Below are 18,962 nucleotides of genomic sequence, written 5' to 3' on the forward strand. Positions count from 1 at the left end.
CGGGAGCTCGTCGAGGACGTCCTGCGGGACACGGCGGACCGCGCGTCGGGCTGCCGTTGTTCGTACAGCCGGTGCTGGAGGACCGCACGCTCGCCGACGCGCTCCGCAGTCTGCACGCCTCCCTCGCCGAGGGCCGCCTCGCCCAGGACGAAGCGCTGCACGCCACCGTCCGCGCCCTCGTCCGCCGCGCCTCGACGCGTCCGCTGCGGAGCCACGGGCCGTCCGCCGAGGTGCGCCAGGCCAGAGAGCTGCTCGAAGCCGCGTACGCCGAAGACCTCCGCGCCGACGACCTCGCCGAGGCCGCGGGCTGCAGCCGCTTCGCACTCCACCGCGCCTTCGTCGCCGCGTACGGCGTCGCGCCGAGCGACTACCAGCGCCAGCTCCGCCTCCGCGCCGCACGCCGCCTGCTCGCGGAGGGCCACCCGCCCGCCGAGGCCGCCACACGCAGCGGTTTCGCCGACCAGAGCCACCTGACGCGGTGGTTCAAGCGGTACTACGGCCTCACCCCCGGCCGCTTCGTCCACGCGGCACGGTGAGGTTCACACCACACGCGGGAGCTCCGGGCGGTGATTAAGCTCCGGGGCATGAGCAGCGCGACGGAGCCGATCGGGACGCCCCCAGCGGAGGAACCGGACATCCACACGACGGCCGGCAAGCTCGCCGACCTGTACCGCCGCTACGACGAGGCGGTGCACGCCGGGTCCGAGCGCGCCGTCGAGCGCCAGCACTCGAAGGGCAAGAAGACCGCCCGCGAGCGGATCGACATGCTGCTCGACCCGGGTTCGTTCGTGGAGCTGGACGAACTGGCCCGGCACCGCTCGACGAACTTCGGGCAGGACCGCAACCGCCCGTACGGGGACGGTGTCGTCACCGGTTACGGCACGGTCGACGGCCGCCCGGTGTGCGTGTTCAGCCAGGACGTGACCGTGTTCGGCGGTTCGCTCGGCGAGGTGTACGGCGAGAAGATCGTCAAGGTGATGGACCTGGCGCTGAAGACGGGCCGTCCGATCATCGGCATCAACGAGGGCGGCGGCGCGCGCATCCAGGAGGGCGTGGTCTCGCTCGGGCTGTACGCGGAGATCTTCCGGCGCAACACGCACGCCTCGGGCGTGGTCCCGCAGATCTCGCTGATCATGGGCACCAACGCGGGCGGGCACGTCTACTCCCCCGCGCTGACGGACTTCATCGTCATGGTGGACAAGACCTCGCACATGTTCATCACCGGTCCCGAGGTGGTGAAGACGGTGACCGGCGAGGAGGTCACGTTCGAGGAGCTGGGCGGCGCCCGCACGCACAACACCAAGTCGGGCAACGCGCACTACCTCGCCTCCGACGAGGAGGACGCGATCGCCTACGTCAAGGACCTGCTGTCGTACCTGCCGTCGAACAACCTGTCCGACCCGCCGGTGTTCGACTCCACCGAGCCGGCCGGGATCTCCATCGCCGAGGGCGTGACCGAGACCGACCTCGAGCTGAACACGCTCATCCCGGACTCGCCGAACCAGCCGTACGACATGCACGAGGTGATCACCCGCGTGCTCGACGACGGCGAGTTCCTGGAGGTCCAGGAGCTGTTCGCGCCCAACGTGCTCGTCGGCTACGGCCGGGTGGACGGGCACGCGGTCGGCGTCGTGGCGAACCAGCCCACCCAGTTCGCGGGCTGCCTAGACATCGACGCGTCGGAGAAGGCGGCGCGGTTCGTGCGCACTTGCGACGCGTTCAACATCCCGGTGCTGACGTTCGTGGACGTGCCCGGCTTCCTGCCCGGCACCGACCAGGAGTGGAACGGCATCATCCGGCACGGCGCGAAGCTGATCTACGCCTACGCCGAGGCGACGGTCCCGCTGGTCACGGTGATCACGCGGAAGGCGTACGGTGGCGCGTACGACGTGATGGGCTCCAAGCACCTCGGCGCGGACATCAACCTGGCGTGGCCGACGGCGCAGGTCGCGGTGATGGGGGCCCAGGGCGCGGCGAACATCGTGCACCGCAGGACGCTCGCGAAGGCGGCCGAGGAGGGCAAGGACGTCGAGGCGCTGCGTGCCCAGCTGATCCAGGAGTACGAGGACGCGCTGCTCAACCCGTACGAGGCGGCGGAGCGCGGGTACGTGGACTCGGTGATCGTCCCGGCGCACACGCGCGGCCACATCACGCGCGCGCTCGCGATGCTGCGGGACAAGCGCGAGACGCTGCCGCCCAAGAAGCACGGCAACATCCCGCTGTGAGGCATCGATGAGCGACGAAAAGGCGCCCTTCCTGCGGGTCGTGCGCGGCAACCCGGACGACGCGGAACTGGCGGCGCTGACGGTGGTCCTGGCCGCGGCGGCGTCGGCCCCGTCCGCGCCACCGCGACGCGAACGGCGGAGCCGGTGGGGCGACCGCGCCCGGCTGCTGCGGCACGCCCCAGCTCCGGGTGAGGGCGCCTGGCGGGCGTCGGGCTTCCCCCGCTGACGCTCAGCCCACCGGCTCCAGCACCTCGGCCCGTTCCGGGCTCGCCCCGGCGTGTCCGTGCAGCGTGAACAGGCGCACCGTGCCCGCCACCGCCATCACCAGCACGACCCCGAACGCCAGCCGGTGCGCGAGCGCCGCGCCGACGCCGTGCGCGACCAGGGCGTCCAGCAGGATCCCCACGCCCAGTTCGGCCACGACGGCGAAGCAGAAACCGCCCATGTTGGCCACGCCGCTGGCGATCCCGGCCCGGTGACCGTGGTTCGCGGTGCGCGCGAGGTCGAACGCCAGCATGCTCACACCGCCCGCCGCGCCGATGAGGAACAGCACCGGCGCGAGCACCGCCTGCGGCAGCGGGCCCGGCACCGCGACGAGCACCAGCCAGCACAGCGCGCTCACCGACGCCGCCGCCGCGACCAGCCGCGCCCGCAGGTCGGGGCGGCGGGACGCCAGCTGCCCCGCGACCGTGCTGACCAGCACGAACCCGATCACCACGACGCTCAGCAGCCCGCCGGCCGCGGCCGGGCTGCGGCCCTGCGCGCTGACCAGGTACGGCTGCCCGAGCACGGCGGTGAACGACACGAACGTGCCCATCAGCGTGTAGTGCGTCCACATCGCGTGCCGGGTGCCGCGGTTGCGCCACGCGTGCCGCAGGCTCTCCCGCAGCGGCTCCCCGCTCACGACCGGCGCGACCCTGCCCCGCGGGCTCTCCCGCAACAACAGCCCGACGACGGCCAGCAGCACGGCGGTGACCACCCCGGCGGACAGGAACGCCGCCGTCCAGCCGAAACCGGTGAGCAGCGCGGCGAGCGGCGCCGTGGCGATCAGCTGGCCCAGCCCGCCGATCATGCCGGTCAGCGCGGCGACGAGGGCGTAGCGGCGGCCGGGGAACCAGTTGTGCGCCAGCCGCAGCACGTTGACGAACAGGAAGGCGTCCCCCGCGCCGATGAGCGCACGGCCCGTCATCGCGAGCGGGTACGCCGTGGCGAGCGCGAACACGGTCGAGCCCGCCGCCATCAACGCCATCCCGGCGAGCAGCAGCCGCCGCGGGCCGAACCGGTCGGCGGCGGCACCCACCGGGACCTGCAGCAGCGCGTACAGCACCAGCTGGACCACGGAGAACGCCGCGAGCCCGGTGGCGTCGACCGAAAAGCGTTCCTGCGCGGTGAGGCCCGCGACGGACAGGCTCATCCGGTGGAACAGCGCGGTCAGGTAGCAGAGGGCACCGAGACCCCACATGAACCACGCCTTGCGCACAACCAACTCCCCTTGTTGCATCTATCTTGTATCTATCAGGCTCGTCCTAGGATGCGCCCATGTCAACGAGGGACCGCTCACAAGGCGCGGCGAGCGATCGCGCGTACGGGTGGACGAAGGAGCGGATCCTGGACGGCCGCTACGAGGGCGGCAGGCTGATCAGCGAGGGCGAGGTCGCCGAAGGGATCGGGCTGTCGCGGACCCCGGTGCGTGAGGCGTTCCTGCGATTGGCGGCGGAGGGCCTGCTGCGGCTCTACCCGAAGCGGGGCGCACTCGTCGTGCCCGTCTCGGCGAGCGAGGCCGAGGACATCCTCGAGGCGCGGATCTTCCTGGAGCGCCACGCGGCGACGAAGGTCATCCAGGCCGGGCGCCAGCGTGAGGCGGCCGAGGAGATGCGCCGGATACTCGCCGAGCAGAAGCGACTGGAGTGGCCGGACCCGCGTTTCACCACCACCGACCGCGATTTCCACGCCGCGCTCGTGCACGCGGGAGGCAACGCGCTGTTCGACGAGTTCTACTCCGGCCTGCGGGACCGGCAGCTGCGGATCGTCCACAGCGCGCTGAGGCACGACCACGCCGAGCGCCCGCGCATCATCCTCGAAGAGCACACGCGCATCTGCGAGCTGCTCGAAGCCGGGGACGAGGCGGGGCTGCACACCCTGATCGCCGACCACATCCTCGCCGTCGGCAACCGCTACCGGCCGGGCTGACCACGACCCACCACGGGTCACGTCATCGACCTCGACGGTGACACCGCGAAGATCCACGCACATGTCCGCGCCGAACACCGGGCCCCGGCCGACGGCGGCGACGTACCAGGAGAACGCGCACCTGTCCGGCGCCGTGCGCGCGGGCGCCGCTCGCATCGGCCGCGATCCGGCGGCCTTCACGGCGACGGTCCACGCGGCGCGGGAGATCGTCCTCGCGTCGCTGGCGCGGACCTAACTCGCCGCCTTTTCCCGCGGGTGCAGGACCAGCTCGGTCTCGGGCAGCGCGTCCCGCGCGGCGCGAAGATCGGGTACGTCGAACAACTCCACCTTGACCCCGGACAGCGGGCGCAACCGCACGAGGTCGGCCACCGGGTGGGCACCCTGCACGACCAGGTGCTCCAGCGCGGGCAACGCGCCCAGCGCCCGCACCTCGTCGGTGTCCGGGATGCCGTGCACGGAAACCTTGCGCAGCCCCGGAAAGCGCTCGACCCCCCGCAGCGACCGGTACTCCGCCCTGGCGTCGAGCACCAGTTCCGCCAGCGGCAGGTCCTCCGGCAGCACCCCGAGCCCCCGCGCCAGCGCGGGATGCCGGATCGACAACCGCCGCACCCGTGACCCCGCGAGTGTCGCCAGTCGCGGCGCCCGCAGGTCTCCGAACCCGCCGGTCGTGTGCAGGCGCAGCTCCTCGACACCGAGCCCGGCCAGCGCGGACAGGTCCCGCAGCGCGCTGTAGCCCGAAATCCACAGCACGCGCAGCGCGTCGCAACCCGCGAGGCCGGACAGCGTGTCGGCCACCTCGTTGGACCGGATCTCCAGGTGCCGCAGGTTCGGGATGTCCGCGAGCGGCCGCCTGCCCTCCCGGTCGGTGAGCGCGATGTCGCCGATCAGCTGCACGGCGGTCAGCTTCTTGAGGTGCCGCAGCCGCGCGAGCACGTCCCAGCGGTGCACCTCCAGCACCAGCTCACCGAAGTCCACATCGGACAGCAGCGTGCGCGCGTAGTCCTCGGAGTGGTCGAACTGCCGCCACGCCCGCAGCAACTCGTCGATCACCACGCCGCGGTCGGTGCCGGTGAAGGCCTGGATCTTCTCCCACGCCTCCTCGCCGCCGATCATCGCCAGCGTCCGGATCACCCGCGCCGCGACCTCGGCCCGGTCGGCGCCCGCCTCGTCCGCGTGCTTGCCGACCTCGATCGGCCCCGGCAGCAGGTCCGCCACGAACCCGCCCGCCCGCGCCAGCAGCTCCGCGTCCTGGAACGTGCGGGGCGGGATGAGCCTGCGGACCGCGGCGAGCACGTCGACGCGGACGTGCTCCGGGTCGATGACGTCCACATATCCCAGCGACGCGGCCGCGAGCAGCTCCAGCCGGTCGGCGGTCTCACGGTCCTTGCGCGTCACCCGCTTGCCGGCCCGTTCCAGAAGCCGTCCCAGCAACTCCCCCGCCTCACGGGCCCGCGCCTGCGCGGCCGCCATGAACACGACCTCGTACAGCGAATCGTCGTGCGCGTGGTCGATCAGGTAGCCCAGTTCGCCCGCCTTGACGAACTCGCCCGCCGCCAGGAAATCCCGGAAAGTGCGGTGCACGAACTGGATCCGGCCGTCACGCTCCCGCAGCAGGCCGGTGCGTTCCAGCATGTGCCGCAGCACCTGCTCCGGCCGCAGCTCCCGGGCCTCCGACCGCAGGCCCGACATCGCCCTGCCGAACCGCCGCGCCGCCACCTCCTCGGTGACCATCAGCTCGGCGTTGCGCACCATCGGCGCCGCGAACCGTTCCAGCAGCACGACCTTTTCCTTGGTGGACATGCGCAGTTCGTCCTCGACCGCGATGTCGCGCTGCACGTCCCACTGCCCCAGCAGCAGTTCGAGCGCCTTGTCCAGCAGTTCCTTGCGGCTCTGCGGCAGGTACATGTTCTCCTGCCGGTACAGCGCGCAGAGCAGCGAACACAGCAGCGGGCTCGACACGAGACTCCGCACGTCCGGGCGCGTGGTCAGGCTCCGGACCAGCCGTTCCTCGCAGCCCGCGAGCCACGCCCGCTGCACCGGATCCGCCTCCAGCGCCCGCGCGGCCTCGTACCAGCGGCCGATGAGGTTCTGCAAACCCCTGCTGCTCAACGGAAGCAGCTCGAACCGGCCGAAGTCGGCGCCGGGCCAGTCGTCGGGTACGGCGGAGGGGCGCGTGCTCACGACGTAGCGGGCGTCGGGGTAGGCGCGGACCAGGCCGGTCAGCCAGCGGCGGACCTCCTCGCGCCGGTCGTAGAGCAGTTCGTCGACGCCGTCGACGAGCACCATCGCGCGGCCCGAGCGCAGCACCGTGCTGACCCAGCGGTCGGGCTTCTCCCCGGCGAGCGGTGGCGCGGTGACGGCGACCAGGTCCTCGGGTGCGGGCAGCGGGCGGTCACCGAACTGGCGCAGCGAAACGAAGAACGGGATCGCGTCGTACCACGGGCCTTCGCGGCCGTCGCGGACGGAAACCGCGGCGGTGTGCAGCAGCCAGCGCAGGAACGTCGTCTTGCCCGCGCCGGCGCCGCCGAGCAGCAACACGCGGCGCGCCGAGCCGATCGCGTTCGCGCTGTCCGTGCCGGCGCCGGTGAGCTCGACGTCGTCGTCCGACCGCTGGCGGCGTGCGATGGAGGGTGCGGTGTAGAAGTGGTCGAACGAGTGGAGCGCGGGGGCGCGGCCCATGCTGACCTGGAACAGCTCGAAGGTGGCGTACTCCTCCGCGACGTAGCCGACATACGCGCGTTCGAAGCCGTCCCCGCGTCGTGCCGGTTCCGCGGCCAGCTCACCGACCTGGTGCTTGAGTTCTTCGACGTTGCCCGCCACCTCGGCGTGCAGCGCCTGCATCACGCCGTCCACGGCCCGCGCCCGCTGCGCCATCCGGCGGCAGGTGTGGCGAAGCAGGCGGTGGTAGGCCTCGCGGCCCGAGTCGTCCAGCCCCGCCGACCGCAGTTCGGCCCGGCCTGCCGCGCGGACCCTGGCACGCAGGCGGTTCGCGCTGACCAGCACGGCGGGCGGTGCTTCGTCGAGCCGCGCGGCGCGCAAGGACCCGGCGACGGCGATCTGCACCGCGGCCCACTCGTTGTCGGCGAGGCGGCGGAACTCGGTGGTCCGCAGGTCGGCCAGCTCGCGGGCGGCCTGCGCGAGGACGCGCTCGGGGCTGCCGAGTTCCCGCGCGCGGTGCACGAGCCGGTCGGCCCCACGCTCGACCGCCCACTGGTGCAGGGCGGAAAAAGTGGCGCCGAGCGCGCCGAGCAGAGCCGAGGAGAGCGGATCCACCACCGAAAGACCCCCAGGAATGCCGCCGTACGCCCCCCGACTCTTCCCACCGTAGCCGAAACCGGGCGGTCCCCGTGCTCGTCCGGGACGGGCTAGGTCCGGGCCGGGAACGCGTAGAAGCGCACCGCCACCTCCCGCGTCGCGGGGTCGGCGGGGCGGCGCAGGCGGCAGTACCGGAGGAGCAGGTCGAGGTACTCGGCCTCGAACTTCCGCAGGTCCGATTCGGTGAGCACGACCGAGGCCCGCTCCGCCTTGCCCCAGGGCCCGAACTCGTCCCGGTGGGCAGCCGCCCAGGACAGCAGTTCGAGTTCGCGGCGGTACTTCCGGTCGAGGAATTCCGCGACACGGGCCCGTTGCGGGCCGGGGAAGTCGTCCGGCTCGGGCTCCCGGAGGTACTGCGGCAGCGCGCTCCAGCGACCGTCGCGGCGGCGGCGCACGTGACCGGCGGCGGCGAGGGCGCCGAGCCGTTCCGCGAGGTCCGGGGGCAGTTCGTCCGCCGTGGCCGGGAGCCGCCGGAGCACCTCGCCGTACCGCGGGTCGCCGAACAGCTCGATGTCCCGCATGGTCAGCGACCGCCGCCGCAGGCTGCCGGTGAGCAGCCGCCGCGCGACGACGAGCAGGAACACGGCGATCGGCAGCTCGGCGAACCCGGCGAGCGCGATGCTGGTCCAGCGGTCGGGTGAGGTCCAGTCCAGCAGGACGTCGAACCACGCGTCGCAGCACAGCAGGGCCGCGGTGGCGGCCAGCAACGGTACGGCCGCGCGGCGGCGCCGCAGTCCCAGCCAGGCGGCGGCCGCGAAGCAACACGCGAGGGCGACGTCGAACCCGACCCAGGCCGCGCGCCACTGCGCAGTTTCGTACCGCTGCGGCAGCGTGCCCGCGAGGTAGCCGGTCCAGGGGACGAGGCAGACCGCCGCGGCGGCGAGGAACACGAGCACCATCCGTCGAACCACGGCTCGACGGTAGAGCTGTCTGGCGCCAGGGGGATCCGGGAGTTTCCCCGGTGTTCGCGGCGCGGATGACGGGGGCAGGTGGGTGGGCTCGGGTCGCTCCCGGCCCCCGACCGCCCCCGGCTGCCGACACGCCACCACCGCGGCGCGTGGTTGGCCAGGGGAAACGCGGTCGTGGCGTGTCGCGGGCGGGTGCGGGGGGCTTCGTGGGAGGTGGCTGGCGGGAGGGCTGTGGTGCTGCCGACGCGGGGGCGGGGGGTGGCTTCGGCCGAGGCGGCTTGGCGGGTGGCTGTGGCGCCGCGGGGACGGGGGCAGGAGTGGCTTCGGTGGAGGGGCTATGGCGATGGGGATGCGGGGGCGGAGATGGCTGGCGGGTGGCTGTGGCGCCGCGAACGCGAGGGGCGGGAGTGACTCCGGCAGAGGCGGCTGGCGGGTGGCTCCGGCGGAGGCGGCTATGGCGCTGTGGACGGGCGGAGATGGCTGGCGGGTGGCTGCGGCGCCGCAGACCCGAGGGGCGGGAGTGGCTCCGGCAGAGGCGGCTGGCCGGGTGGCTTCGGCGGAAGCGGCTATGGCGCTGTGGACGGGCGGAGACGGCTGGCGGATGGCTGCGGCGCCGCGAACGCGAGGGGCGGGAGTGACTCCGGCAGAGGCGGCTGGCGGGTGGCTGCGGCGGAAGCGGCTATGGCGCTGCGGGGGGCGGAGGGCGAAGGTGGCAGGCGGGGTGGCTGCCGCGCTGCAGACCCGAGGGGCGGGAGTCGCTCCGACCGAGGCGACTGGCCGGGCAGCCGCGGCACCGCAGACCCGAAGGGCGGGAGTCGCTCCGACCGAGGCGACTGGCCGGGCAGCCGCGGCACCGCAGACCCGAGGGGCGGGAGTCGCTCCGACCGAGGCGGCTGGCCGGGGCGGCCGCGGCACCGCAGACGCGAGGGCCGGGAACGCCTCCCGCCGAGGCGGCTGACCGAAGGGCGCCGCTGCGGAGACACACCACCACCACCCCCTCCACCAGCTAAAACCCCCACCCCCGCGTCCACGGCACTCCTGTGCTCCCGCTCACCCTCGACAGCACAACACTCCCCGCCGTATAGTCCACGTGGAATATACGGTAGGGACTCATCGGGAAGGACTGATCAAGACTTGGCCTCGATGAAGCAGGCGCTGACGCCCCTGGGCATGGCGATCCTCGAGCTGCTGCACGAACAGCCGATGCACCCGTACGAGATGACGCAGCTGATGAAGCGCCGCCGGGTGGATCTGCGGGTCAAGCTGCGCCCGGGCTCGCTGTACCACACCGTCGAGCGCCTGGAGAAGCAAGGCTTCATCGAGGTCGTCGACACCCAGCGCCAGGGCCGCCGCCCCGAACGCACCGTCTACGCGATGACCGAGACCGGCCGGGACACCTTCGCCGAGCAGGCGCGCGACATGCTCGCCACGATCGCCGAGGAGTACCCCCAGTACCCGGTCGCCCTGTCGGCCCTGTCCGAGCTCAACCCGCAGGACGCCATCGACCACCTCAAGCTGCGCGTCATGCACCTCAAGGGCCACGTCGCCTCCGACGAGGCGGTCGTCGAGCAGCTGCTCGAGAAGAACCTGCCGCGCCTGTACTGGATCGATCACGCGTACGCCCACCACCAGCGCAAGTCCGAACTGGACTGGACCGAGCGGCTGATCGCCGACCTCGAGTCCGGCCGCATCCTGTGGCCCACCGAGGACAAACCGTCCGAACTCCCCCATCTCTCCATTGTGGACGACAAGGAAAGAAGAAATGCCTAGAACAAACCCGTGGGCGGCACTGTCCGCACTGTGCATCGGGTTCTTCATGATCCTGCTGGACACCACCATCGTGTCCATCGCGATCCCCGCGATGGTGCGCGAACTGCACACCTCGCTCAACTCCGTCGTCTGGGTGCTCAGCGTCTACCTGCTCACCTACGCCGTGCCGATGCTGTTCACCAGCAGGCTCGGCGACCGCTTCGGCCCCAAGCGGATCTTCCTCGCGGGCCTGGCCGTGTTCACGCTCGCGTCGCTGTGGTGCGGCCTGTCCGGTACGGTCGAGATGCTCATCGCCGCCCGCGCGGTCCAGGGCCTCGGCGCCGCGCTGATGACGCCGCAGACCCTGGCGTTCATCACGCACCTGTTCCCGCCCGCCAAGCGCGGCCCCGCGATGGGGCTCTGGGGCGGCGTCGCGGGCCTCGCGACCATCGCGGGACCGCTCCTCGGCGGCCTGCTCGTCGACAGCCTCGGCTGGGAGTGGATCTTCTTCGTCAACGTCCCGATCGGCGTCGTCGCCATCGTGCTCACCGCGGTGCTGGTGCCGGACTGGCAGCCGAAGCACTCGCACTCGTTCGACGTCCTGGGCATCCTGCTCTCCGCCGCCGGCCTGTGCTGCCTGGTCTTCGGCATCCAGAACGGCCAGCAGTACTCGTGGGGCCGCGTCTTCGGCCCGGTGAACATCCCGGAGATCATCGCCGCCGGGGTGCTGCTGCTCGTCGCGTTCGTGATCTGGCAGCGGCTCAACACGCGCGAACCGCTGCTGCCGCTGGCCGTGTTCCGCAACTGGAACTTCTCCACCGGCACCCTCACCGCGGTCGCGATCGGCTTCGCCATGACCGGGATGTTCGTGCCGCTGGTCGTGTACCTGCAGGACGTGCTGCTCATGTCGCCGACCAGCGCCGGCCTGCTCACCGCGCCGATGTCGTTGCTGTCGGGGATCATCGCGCCGTTCGTCGGCAGGCTGTCCGACCGCGTCAACGCGAAGTACCTCGTGCTGGTCGGTTTCCTCGCGCTCGCCGCGGGCCTGGTCGGCGTGACGCTGCAGGCCAGGGCGGACACCGGCCCGTGGTCGCTGGTCCCGGTGCTGCTGCTGTGCGGCGTCGGCACCGGCTGCGTGTTCGCGCCGATGAGCAACGTGACGATGAGCTCGGTGGACCGCAGGCTCGCCGGTGCCGCCTCGGGCATCTTCAACACCGCCCGGCAGGTCGGCGGCGTCCTCGGCAGCGCCGCGATCGGCGTGCTGCTGCAGGCCCGCATCACGACGGCGATGGCGGCCCACCCCGCCAACCCGGCGGAGGCGCTGACCACCGCCGCCCGCGAAACGCTGCTCCTGCCCGCCGCGGTTCTCGTGCTGGGCGCGCTCACGGCACTCGTGATGCGCCGGGTCTCGCACGCCACCCCGGCACGGTCGCCGGAACCGGTGGGCAACCGCGGCTGACGCCGTTGGCTACATTCGGCCCATGCGCTTCGTGCTGGCCTCCGCCTCCCCCGCCCGTCTCGCCGTCCTCCGCGCGGCCGGGATCGAACCGAGCGTCGTGGTGTCCGGCGTCGACGAGGACGCCGTCGCGGCCGGGCTGACCGATCCGAGCCCCGCCGAGCTGGTCACCGCGCTCGCGGTGGCGAAGGCGGAGGCCGTCGCGCGCACCCTCGGGCCCGAGGACGCCGTGGTCGTCGGCTGCGACTCGATGCTGTCGCTCGACGGCGAGATGCTCGGCAAGCCCGGCACGGCGGAGGTCGCGCGGAAGCGGTGGACCCAGCTCGCGGGCAACCGGGGCGACCTGCTCACCGGGCACGCGGTGCTCCGGTTGTCCGGCGGCGGGATCACGGCTCGCGCCACGGGCAGCCAGACCACCGGAGTCCGCTTCGCCGACCCGTCGCCCGAGGAGATCGAGGCGTACGTCGCGACGGGCGAGCCGCTCAACGTCGCCGGCGCGTTCACCCTCGACGGGCTCGGCGGCTGGTTCGTCGAGGGCATCGAGGGCGACCCGTCGAGCGTGATCGGGATCAGCCTGCCGCTCACGCGCCGGCTGCTCGCGCAGGTCGGGCTCACCGTCGCCGACCTGTGGTCTCTCACATAGTGGAACGCGGAAGCTCCGGGCGGAAGCGGACGTTCACCCTTCTCGGTACGAACGTGCAACTTTCCGTCCCCGGAGTGAACCCGTGTCCCTGTTACGGACCTATCGACAGCCCAAGGTCTTCGGCCTGGTCGTGGTCGTCGCCCTCGTCGCCGGTGCCCTGCTGGGTGTACTGGCCCGGCAGGCCGACCTCGACTGGCTGAGCACCACCCTCGACACCATCGGCTCGATCTTCGCGGACCTCCTGCAGGTCACCGTCCTGCCGCTGGTGTTCACCGCGATCGTGCTCGGCATCGCGAGCCTCCGCGGGCTCGGCGGCGCCCGCACCGCGGCGCGCCTCGGCGGCAAGACCGTGCTGTGGTTCGCCACGACGTCGCTCATCGCCGTGCTCATCGGCATCGCCGTCGGCCGAGTCGTCGACCCCGGCAAGGGGGTGTCGCTGCAGCCCGACAAGGCGACCGTCGACAAGCTCGCCTCGCGCGACCACGGCTCGTGGCTCGACATCATCGAGAACCTGGTGCCCAGCAACCTGTTCTCCGCCTTCGCCGACGGCAAGATCCTGCAGGTCGTGGTGATCTCACTGGCCGTGGGCATGGCCGCGTACACCCTGGGCGACCGCGCCGAGCCGTTCGTGCGGTTCAACCGCGTGGTGTTCGACCTCGTGCAGAAGGTGCTGGGCTGGATCATCCGGCTCGCCCCGCTCGGTGTGCTGGGCCTGATCGGCCACGCGTTCGCCACCTACGGCAACCAGTTCGTGCGGCCGCTGCTGTCGCTCATCGTCGCCGTGTACGTGGGCACGCTGCTCGTGCTGTTCGTCGTGTACCCGCTGCTGCTGCGGTTCGTCGGCAGGGTGAGCCCGGTGCTGTTCTTCCGCAAGGCGTGGACGGCGCTGCAGTTCGCGTTCGTGTCCCGCTCCTCCGGCGCGACGCTGCCGCTGAGCCGCCAGACCGCGGTGAACCTGGGTGTGGACCCCGGCTACGCGAGCTTCGCGGTCCCGCTGGGCACGACGACGAAGATGGACGGCTGCGCGGCGGTGTACCCCGCGGTCGCGACGATCTTCATCGCGAACCTGTTCGGTATCCACCTCGGCATCGGGGACTACGTGCTGATCGTGGTCGTCGCGGTGTTCGGGGCGATCGCCACCGCCGGCGTCACCGGCTGGTTCACGATGCTCACGCTGACGCTGAGCACGCTGGACCTGCCGCCCGCGGTGATCGCCACCGGGATCGCCGTGATCTACGGCATCGACCCGATCCTCGACATGATGCGCACCGCGACGAACGTGGCTGGCCAGATCGCCATCCCGACGTGGATCGCGCGCACCGAGGGCCTGCTCGACGACGAGGTGCTCCACTCGCACACCGCTCCCCCGCTGCTCGAGCCGGAGCCGGCGCGGGAGCCCGTCCGGGCGTAGCGGTGAAAGAACTGCCGACTTCCGGGCAGTTCAGGTGAATTCCACACCGGTGCCCGCCGGGTTCGCGGCAAGCTGGCGGGCATGCTTGACAACGTGGCACAGCGCTTGGCGGAACACACCCGCGAAAACGGTTGGCACGAACGCGTCGCGTTCGTCGCCGACCGTCGCGAGTGGACGTTCGCGGAGGTCTTCGACGGCGCGGCGCGGGTCGCGAACGGTTACCGGGCCGCGGGACTGCGGCCCGGTGACCGGGTGCTGCTCGCGCTGCCGGACAGCGTGGAACTGGTCTGGTGCCTGCTGGGCGCCTGGCAGGCGGGTGTCGTCGCGGTACCCGTGAACGTCCAGATGAGCCGCGAGGACCTGGAGCGGGACGCGGCGACCGCCGAGCCCGCGCTGGCCGTGGTCGACCCGGAGACCGCGGGCTGGCTCGACACCGCCGGACTGGTCCGGACCACTCGGGCCGAGCACCTGTCCGCGGCGGAACCCGCCACGGACTTCGCCGCCGGCGGGGACGCCCCGGCGCTGGCCCTGTTCACCTCGGGCACCACGGGCACCCCGAAGTTGTGCTTCTTCCTGCACCGCGACATCGGCAAGCCGCGCGGCACGGAAGGCGTCGGCGTGGTCGGGTTTTCGGTGTCCCGGATGTACTTCTTCGGTGGCCTGAGCGCCTCGACGCTCGCCACGCTCGAAACCGGGCTGACCTCCGTGCTGTCCCGCCCGCGGGCGACTCCGACGGCGGCGATCGAACTCATGCGCACCCACGGGGTCACGAGGTTCTTCGGGCAGCCGAGCTTCTTCGCGCGGTTGCTGCTCGAACCGGACCACGCCGAGGTGCTCGGCGCGCTGCGGGTCGCGATCTGCGCCGGGGAGGCGCTTTCGCAACGCCTGCGCGAACAACTGGTGCCGATCCTCGGCGCGCGGCTGGTCAACGGCTACGGCGCCACGGAGATCGGCGGGGTCGCCATCGGCAGGCCGGCCGACTACGACACCCCCTCGGCCGTCGGGCCGCCGTTCCAGGGCCGTGCGGTGCGGATCGTCGACGCCGACGGGCAGGTGCTGCCCACCGGGGAACGGGGTGAGCTGCACGTCCGCGTCCCCTTCGCCACCCGCGGCGTCGCCCGCGGCAGCCTCGGGCCCGATCAGGTCTTCGACACGTGGTGGCCGACCGGCGACCTGGGCTCGCTCGACGAGGACGGCGTCGTGCACGTCCACGGCAGGCTCGACGACGTCGAGGTGATCGGCGGGCAGAACGTGGTGCCCGGCGAGGTCGAACGGCTGCTGGAAAGCCATCCGGGTGTCCTCGAAGCGGCGGTCAGCGCCGTCCGGCGCGAAACCGGGTACACCACGCTGCGGGCCTACGTCGTGCCCGCTCCCGACGTCGAGCCGGACGCGCTCGGCACGGAGCTGGTCGACCTCGCGAAGGCCCGCCTGTCCTGGTACAAGGTCCCCGACGACATCGTGTGGCTGGACGCCCTGCCCCGCAACGGGAACGGCAAGGTGCTGCGACGTCACCTGCGCGCCGAGGGCAACCAGTTCGTCTGACGTCACGAGCACGTGCGCAGATCCGAGGCGACGACCCTGACCTGGGGCCAGCCCCGGATCTGCGCCGGGTAGCTGTACCGCTTCGTGCAGCCGACGACGCCGCCGTCGAGCGCGTAGACCTCCGCGAGCGCCGGGGACGACCGCACCACCACGACCTCCGGCGCGTCCGTGCCGGTGACGTCGCTCAGCAGGAGCACGCCCGCGTCGGAGAAGTACGGCTTCGCCACCGGGTGCCAGTCCCCGTCGCGCTGGACCACCAGTTCCCCGACGCGGCCGCCGTTCAGCGGCGCCTCGACGAGGCACGCCGAGACCGACGCCACCGCGCACGACAGCGAGTCCCCGCGCAGCCGCGCGCCCAGCTGCGTGATGCTGGTCTGTACCACCTGGCCGCCGGCCTGCAGCCGGCCGTTGTCGCCCTGCGCGTCGGCGAGCAGCTCCACCTGCGTGGCGCCGACGGAAGCGGTGGCGACCACCTGGCACGGCGCGTCCCCGCACTCGTGGTCCGCGGCCTGCGGCGTCGCCGGCGCCCCCGCGTCCACCCGCGTCACGTCGTCCTGGCCCCGCAGCACCGCCACCCCGCCCAGTGCCCCCAGCGTCACGAGCGCGGCCAGCACGGCGGTGAACAACACGGACCGAGGAACCCGCCTCGCGCCCACGTGCTCACCCCTTCTCCCCGCCTGTTCCTGCCAGGGTAAGCGTGAGCCGCCTCTCACCGCACGGCGGAACCCGGCCCGTAAACTGCGGGAAGGCCCACGGAAGCGCTGCTGAGAAGGTGTTTTCCGGGGCGGGAGGCGGAACTCTTCATCGGAGGTTGGGCGTGCCCGAGCAGGCCAGCGGCGGACCGGTCACCAAGATCCTTGTCGCCAACCGGGGGGAGATCGCGGTTCGCGTGATCAGAGCGGCCAGGGACGCGGGCCTGTCGAGCGTCGCCGTGTACGCGGATCCGGACCGGGACGCCCCGCACGTGCGGCTCGCCGACGAGGCGTTCGCGCTCGGCGGGACGACGGCGGCGGAAAGCTACCTGGTCATCGACAAGCTCATCGACGTCGCGAAGCGCTCCGGCGCCGACTCGGTGCACCCCGGCTACGGCTTCCTGTCCGAGAACGCCGACTTCGCGCAGGCGGTCATCGACGCGGGCCTGACCTGGATCGGCCCGAGCCCGCAGGCGATCCGCGACCTCGGTGACAAGGTGACCGCGCGCCACATCGCGATGAAGGCGGGCGCGCCGCTGGTGCCCGGCACGAAGGAGCCGGTCAAGGACGCGAGCGAGATCGTCGCGTTCGCGGAGGAGCACGGCCTGCCGGTCGCGATCAAGGCGGCGTTCGGCGGCGGCGGCCGCGGGCTGAAGGTCGCGCGCACGCTGGAGGAGATCCCCGAGCTGTTCGAGTCCGCGACCCGTGAGGCCGTCGCGGCGTTCGGCAGGGGCGAGTGCTTCGTCGAGCGCTACCTGGACAAGCCGCGCCACGTCGAGGCCCAGGTGCTCGCCGACAAGCACGGCAACGCGATCGTCGTCGGCACCCGTGACTGCTCGCTGCAGCGACGGCACCAGAAGCTCGTCGAGGAGGCGCCCGCGCCGTTCCTCACGGACGAGCAGCGCGCCACGATCCACAGCTCCGCCAAGGCGATCTGCAAGGAGGCGGGCTACTCGGGCGCGGGCACCGTCGAGTACCTCGTCGGCACCGACGGCACGATCTCGTTCCTGGAGGTCAACACCCGCCTGCAGGTCGAGCACCCGGTGTCGGAGGAGACCGCCGGTCTGGACCTGGTGCGGGAGATGTTCCGCATCGCCCGCGGCGAGGAGCTGCGCATCAAGGAGGACCCGGAGCCGCGCGGCCACTCGATCGAGTTCCGCATCAACGGCGAGGACGCGGGCCGCAACTTCCTGCCCGCTCCCGGCACGGTGACCAAGCTGGTGTTCCCCGAGGGTCCCGGCGTGCGCGTCGACTCGGGTGTCACGACCGGCAGCGTCGTGGGCGGCCAGTTCGACTCGATGCTCGCGAAGCTCATCGTCACGGGTACGGACCGCGAGAACGCGCTGGAGCGCAGCCGCCGTGCGCTCGACGAGCTGGTCGTCGAGGGCCTCGCGACGGTCGTGCCGTTCCACCGCGCGGTCGTGCGCGACCCGGCGTTCGTCGGCGACGGCGAGTCGTTCAGCGTGCACACCCGCTGGATCGAGACCGAGTTCGACAACCGGATCGAGCCGTTCACCGCGCCCGGTGAGGCCGGTGAGGAGGCCGAGCCGCGGCAGACCGTCGTGGTCGAGGTCGGCGGCAAGCGGCTGGAGGTCTCGCTGCCCGGCGACCTGGCGCTCGGCGGAGGCGGCGCGGGCGGTGGTGCGGCGGCGAAGGCGGCCAAGCCGCGCAAGCGCGGTGGCGGCGCGAAGACCGCGGTCAGCGGGGACGCCGTGACGGCGCCCATGCAGGGCACCATCGTCAAGGTCGCCGTCGAGGAGGGCCAGCGGGTCGAGGCCGGTGAGCTGGTCGTGGTGCTGGAGGCGATGAAGATGGAGAACCCGGTGACCGCGCACAAGGCGGGCACCGTGACCGGGTTGTCCGTCGAGGTCGGTTCAGCCGTCACGCAGGGCGCCGTCCTGCTCGAAATCAAGGACTGAGCGGGCCGCCCGGGCATACCATCGGTGTCGTGAACGAGGTCCCCTCGCCGGAACTGCGCATCGGCGACACGGAACGGGAGTCCGCGCTGTCCGCGCTCGGCGAGCACCTGAGCGCGGGCAGGCTCGACGTCGACGAGTACGGCGAGCGGTCCGCGCACATCACCGCCGCCCGCACCAGGGGCGAGCTCGCGGACGTCTTCAGCGACCTGCCCGCGCCGCACCCGGTGTTCGGCACGCCCGCGCACAAGGCCGTCGAGGCGAAGCCGCCCGGTCCGGTCGCGTACACCGATCGTCCGCTGAGCCAGCGCGTCGCGGGCGCGATCATGCCGCTGCTGTTCGTCGGGGCGATCGTCGTGGGGATCACCACGGACATCTGGTGGTTCATCGCGCTGCCGTTCGTGTTCGGCGCGGTCGCGCAGGGCATCTGGGGCAAGGACTGGGACAAGGACCGCACCCGCCGCCGCGGCTCGCGGTCCTAGGGCCGGCCACTTCCCCACCACCACCCTCAACGGAGGCGCTTCGCGCCGCTACATTTGATGTGTGGCCGACATGCGGCTCAGCGACGCTGAGCGCAACGAAGCGATCGAGGCGCTGTCCGAGCACGTCCGGACGGGCAGGCTCGACATCGACGAGTACGGGACCCGCTCGGCGCGGGTCACCGCGGCCCGCACGCGCAGCGAGCTGGCCGCGTTGTTCGACGACCTGCCCGAGCCGCACCCGAGCGCGCTGAAGCGGCCGTCGCCCGCGCCGCGGCCCGCGCAGCCGCCCGCCCGCAGGTTCGGGATGGGTGCGGTGCCGATCGCGGCGGTGGTCGCCGTGTTGTTGTTCCTCACCGTGGCCCGCGGGGTGTGGTTCGTCTTCCTGCTGCCCCTCGTGGTCGCGCTGATCTTCGGAGCGAGGTCCCGGTAGCCG

17 protein-coding genes are annotated in these 18,962 nt (G+C 72.2%); 13 read left to right on the forward strand and 4 right to left on the reverse strand.

Annotation, left to right across the window (positions count from 1 at the left end; translation table 11 throughout):
* Positions 1–56: 56 nt before the first annotated feature.
* The 3 genes from BMZ92_RS38395 to BMZ92_RS31410 are packed head-to-tail and all read left to right on the forward strand — an operon-like array spanning position 57 to position 2,451.
* Positions 57–536 (forward strand): helix-turn-helix transcriptional regulator, encoded by a 480-nt coding sequence (locus BMZ92_RS38395; RefSeq protein WP_245783366.1) that lies wholly within the window; start codon positions 57–59, stop codon positions 534–536.
* A gap of 48 nt (positions 537–584) precedes the next feature.
* On the forward strand, positions 585–2,225 hold the full coding sequence (locus tag BMZ92_RS31405) for an acyl-CoA carboxylase subunit beta (RefSeq protein ID WP_091515077.1): 1,641 nt from the start codon (positions 585–587) through the stop codon (positions 2,223–2,225).
* 7 nt (positions 2,226–2,232) lie between these two features.
* Positions 2,233–2,451: an acyl-CoA carboxylase subunit epsilon gene (locus BMZ92_RS31410; RefSeq protein WP_091515080.1), complete on the forward strand. Its 219-nt coding sequence runs from the start codon at positions 2,233–2,235 to the stop codon at positions 2,449–2,451.
* A gap of 3 nt (positions 2,452–2,454) precedes the next feature.
* Here the strand turns inward: BMZ92_RS31410 and BMZ92_RS31415 are convergent, their stop codons facing one another.
* Positions 2,455–3,705 carry an MFS transporter gene (locus BMZ92_RS31415; protein WP_245783367.1) on the reverse strand — a complete coding sequence of 417 codons (1,251 nt, stop codon included), beginning with the start codon at positions 3,703–3,705 and terminating at the stop codon, positions 2,455–2,457.
* 59 nt (positions 3,706–3,764) lie between these two features.
* Between BMZ92_RS31415 and BMZ92_RS31420 the strand changes: the two genes are divergently transcribed.
* Together BMZ92_RS31420 and BMZ92_RS31425 are read left to right on the forward strand one after the other, a co-directional pair.
* Positions 3,765–4,415, forward strand: coding sequence for a GntR family transcriptional regulator (locus BMZ92_RS31420; RefSeq protein WP_091515084.1), 651 nt, complete (start codon positions 3,765–3,767; stop codon positions 4,413–4,415).
* A gap of 61 nt (positions 4,416–4,476) precedes the next feature.
* Complete coding sequence (locus tag BMZ92_RS31425; RefSeq protein ID WP_177228954.1) at positions 4,477–4,650, forward strand: hypothetical protein; 174 nt, start codon at positions 4,477–4,479, stop codon at positions 4,648–4,650.
* On the opposite strand, the gene BMZ92_RS31430 is transcribed toward BMZ92_RS31425, so the two are convergent.
* The gene (locus BMZ92_RS31430) at positions 4,647–7,691 is read right to left on the reverse strand and encodes an NACHT domain-containing protein (protein ID WP_091515087.1); all 3,045 of its coding nucleotides are present in this window, start codon (positions 7,689–7,691) and stop codon (positions 4,647–4,649) included. The two genes, BMZ92_RS31425 and BMZ92_RS31430, sit on opposite strands and share 4 nt — an antisense overlap.
* Positions 7,692–7,780: 89 nt before the next feature.
* Entirely contained in the window at positions 7,781–8,641 is an 861-nt protein-coding gene (locus BMZ92_RS31435) for a hypothetical protein (RefSeq protein WP_245783368.1), read from the reverse strand.
* A 1,140-nt stretch (positions 8,642–9,781) separates the two neighbouring features.
* Here BMZ92_RS31435 and BMZ92_RS31440 point away from each other — a divergent pair.
* The 5 genes from BMZ92_RS31440 to BMZ92_RS31460 all read left to right on the forward strand — a co-directional run bounded on the left by BMZ92_RS31440 (position 9,782) and on the right by BMZ92_RS31460 (position 15,439).
* Positions 9,782–10,408, forward strand: a complete 627-nt coding sequence (locus BMZ92_RS31440; protein ID WP_091515093.1) for a PadR family transcriptional regulator — start codon at positions 9,782–9,784, stop codon at positions 10,406–10,408.
* The gene (locus tag BMZ92_RS31445; RefSeq protein ID WP_091515095.1) at positions 10,401–11,846 is read left to right on the forward strand and encodes a DHA2 family efflux MFS transporter permease subunit; all 1,446 of its coding nucleotides are present in this window, start codon (positions 10,401–10,403) and stop codon (positions 11,844–11,846) included. Before BMZ92_RS31440 ends, BMZ92_RS31445 begins: the two co-directional genes overlap by 8 nt.
* 22 nt (positions 11,847–11,868) lie before the next feature.
* Positions 11,869–12,486: a Maf family protein gene (locus BMZ92_RS31450; protein ID WP_091515096.1), complete on the forward strand. Its 618-nt coding sequence runs from the start codon at positions 11,869–11,871 to the stop codon at positions 12,484–12,486.
* Positions 12,487–12,568: 82 nt separating this feature from the next.
* Positions 12,569–13,897, forward strand: a complete 1,329-nt coding sequence (locus BMZ92_RS31455) for a dicarboxylate/amino acid:cation symporter (protein ID WP_091515099.1) — start codon at positions 12,569–12,571, stop codon at positions 13,895–13,897.
* An 81-nt stretch (positions 13,898–13,978) separates the two neighbouring features.
* Positions 13,979–15,439, forward strand: a complete 1,461-nt coding sequence (locus tag BMZ92_RS31460; protein ID WP_091515101.1) for a class I adenylate-forming enzyme family protein — start codon at positions 13,979–13,981, stop codon at positions 15,437–15,439.
* Between the two features lie 2 nt (positions 15,440–15,441).
* Here the strand turns inward: BMZ92_RS31460 and BMZ92_RS31465 are convergent, their stop codons facing one another.
* The gene (locus tag BMZ92_RS31465) at positions 15,442–16,068 is read right to left on the reverse strand and encodes a hypothetical protein (RefSeq protein WP_245783369.1); all 627 of its coding nucleotides are present in this window, start codon (positions 16,066–16,068) and stop codon (positions 15,442–15,444) included.
* Positions 16,069–16,256: 188 nt separating this feature from the next.
* Here BMZ92_RS31465 and BMZ92_RS31470 point away from each other — a divergent pair, with 188 nt between their 5' ends.
* From BMZ92_RS31470 to BMZ92_RS31480, 3 genes are all read left to right on the forward strand, one after another.
* A complete protein-coding gene (locus BMZ92_RS31470) occupies positions 16,257–18,050 on the forward strand; it encodes an acetyl/propionyl/methylcrotonyl-CoA carboxylase subunit alpha (protein WP_091515106.1) in 1,794 nt (597 codons plus the stop codon).
* Between the two features lie 29 nt (positions 18,051–18,079).
* Positions 18,080–18,529 (forward strand): DUF1707 SHOCT-like domain-containing protein, encoded by a 450-nt coding sequence (locus tag BMZ92_RS31475; protein ID WP_091515107.1) that lies wholly within the window; start codon positions 18,080–18,082, stop codon positions 18,527–18,529.
* A gap of 70 nt (positions 18,530–18,599) precedes the next feature.
* Positions 18,600–18,959 (forward strand): DUF1707 SHOCT-like domain-containing protein, encoded by a 360-nt coding sequence (locus tag BMZ92_RS31480; protein ID WP_091515158.1) that lies wholly within the window; start codon positions 18,600–18,602, stop codon positions 18,957–18,959.
* The last annotated feature ends 3 nt before the right edge of the window (positions 18,960–18,962 follow it).

The organism is Amycolatopsis sacchari (assembly GCF_900114035.1).
GTDB classification, from domain to species: domain Bacteria; phylum Actinomycetota; class Actinomycetes; order Mycobacteriales; family Pseudonocardiaceae; genus Amycolatopsis_E; species Amycolatopsis_E sacchari.